Source organism: Pseudomonas sp. Pseusp3 (genome assembly GCF_047304225.1).
Classification (GTDB): domain Bacteria; phylum Pseudomonadota; class Gammaproteobacteria; order Pseudomonadales; family Pseudomonadaceae; genus Aquipseudomonas; species Aquipseudomonas fluorescens_CD.
Genome location: NZ_JBGLYV010000216.1, coordinates 1 through 1,789 on the forward strand (window position 1 = coordinate 1; position 1,789 = coordinate 1,789).

Below are 1,789 nucleotides of genomic sequence, written 5' to 3' on the forward strand. Positions count from 1 at the left end.
GTGCATCAGGCAACATAAATGGTGAATGTGCCGGCCTCTTCGCGAGCAAGCCCGCTCCCACATTAGTTTGTGTCACCACCTAAATTCCCCGGCGCTTTCTACGTTTACAGGACAGCTCCCCGTCCCTGTCCGGCCCTGCCGGCAGCGTTCAGCCATCGACCCGATGCTGAACGACGGGCCGATTTTCCCAGGCCGGAACCCTGCATGAAACGTCCCCGACAGACCCGACGCGCCCTGCTTGCCGCACTTTTTCTGATCCCTGTAGTTGCCGTCGCCGCCTGGCAATTCATCCCGCCGGGCCGCGACCAATTCGCCACCGTCCAGGTCAGCCGCGCCGACATCGAAAGCAGCGTCACGGCATTGGGCACCCTGCAACCGCGGCGCTATGTCGACGTCGGCGCCCAGGCTTCCGGGCAAATCCACAAGATCCACGTGGAAGTCGGCGACGTGGTCAAGGAAGGCCAGTTGCTGGTGGAAATCGACCCGTCCACGCAACAGGCCAAACTCGACGCCGGGCGCTTCTCCATCGAAAACCTCAAGGCGCAGTTGCAGGAACAACGGGCGCAACACGAACTGGCCCGGCAGAAACACCAGCGCCAACAGAACCTCGCCGCCGGCGGTGCCACCCGTGAAGAAGACGTGCAGACCGCCCAGGCCGAATTGCGCGTGACCCAGGCGCGCATCGACATGTTCCTGGCGCAGATCCGCCAGGCCGAAGCCAGTCTGCGCAGCGATCAGGCCGAGTTGGGCTACACGCGGATTTATGCACCGATGGCCGGCACTGTGGTGGCACTGGATGCTCGCGAAGGCCAGACCCTCAACGCCCAGCAGCAGACGCCGCTGATCCTGCGCATCGCCAAACTGTCGCCGATGACCGTGTGGGCCGAGGTTTCGGAGGCCGACATCGGTCACGTCAAACCCGGCATGCACGCCTGGTTCACCACCCTGAGCGGCGGCACCCGGCGCTGGACCAGCACCGTGCGGCAAATCCTCCCCGTCCCGCCCAAACCACTGGACCAGACCAGCCAGGGCGGCGGCAGCCCCGCCAGCACCAGCAAAAGCGGGAGTGCCCGCGTGGTGCTGTACACCGTGTTGCTGGACGTCGACAACGCTGACAACGCCTTGATGGCGGAAATGACCACCCAGGTATTTTTCGTCGCCAATCAGGCGCAGAACGTACTCACCGCGCCCATCGCTGCCCTGCGGGCCGGCGCGCAGGCAGACCTGCAGACCGCACAAGTGGTCGCCAGCAATGGCAGCATCGAGCAGCGCAACGTGCGTACCGGTATCAGTGACCGCCTGCGGGTACAGATCCTCGATGGCCTGCAGGAAGGCGATCACCTGTTGATCGGCCCGGTCGACGGGAGTGGCGGCTGAATGCGGACGCCCTTGATCGAACTGCACGAAATCCGTAAAGCCTACGGCGGTGGCGACGCCCCTGAAGTTCACGTATTGCGCGGCATCGACCTGTCGATCCATGCCGGTGAATTCGTGGCGATTGTCGGCGCCTCCGGTTCCGGCAAGTCGACGCTGATGAACATCCTCGGCTGCCTCGACCGCCCGACCTCGGGCGAATACCGCTTCGCCGGGGAGAACGTCGCGGCCCTGGACAGTGACGAACTGGCCTGGCTGCGCCGCGAAGCCTTCGGTTTCGTATTCCAGGGTTACCACCTGATTGCGTCCGGTTCGGCCCAGGAAAACGTCGAGATGCCGGCCATCTACGCAGGCTTACCGACCGCCGAACGCCACGCCCGCGCCGCCGCCCTGCTCGACCGCCTCGGCCTGGCCT

Annotated in this window: 2 protein-coding genes; both read left to right on the forward strand. The window is 64.8% G+C overall.

Going from position 1 to position 1,789, the window contains the following annotated elements:
- Positions 1 to 204: 204 nt before the first annotated feature.
- A complete protein-coding gene (locus tag ACCD00_RS30560; RefSeq protein ID WP_413428914.1) occupies positions 205 to 1,377 on the forward strand; it encodes an efflux RND transporter periplasmic adaptor subunit in 1,173 nt (390 codons plus the stop codon).
- On the forward strand, positions 1,378 to 1,789 hold a 412-nt coding region (locus ACCD00_RS30565; protein ID WP_413428915.1), incomplete at its 3' end, for an ABC transporter ATP-binding protein.

What these genes read in the sequence shown, in the direction of transcription:
- ACCD00_RS30560 (WP_413428914.1), top strand. Translation starts at nt 205, where the DNA reads ATGAAACGTCCCCGACAGACCCGACGCGCCCTGCTTGCCGCACTTTTT.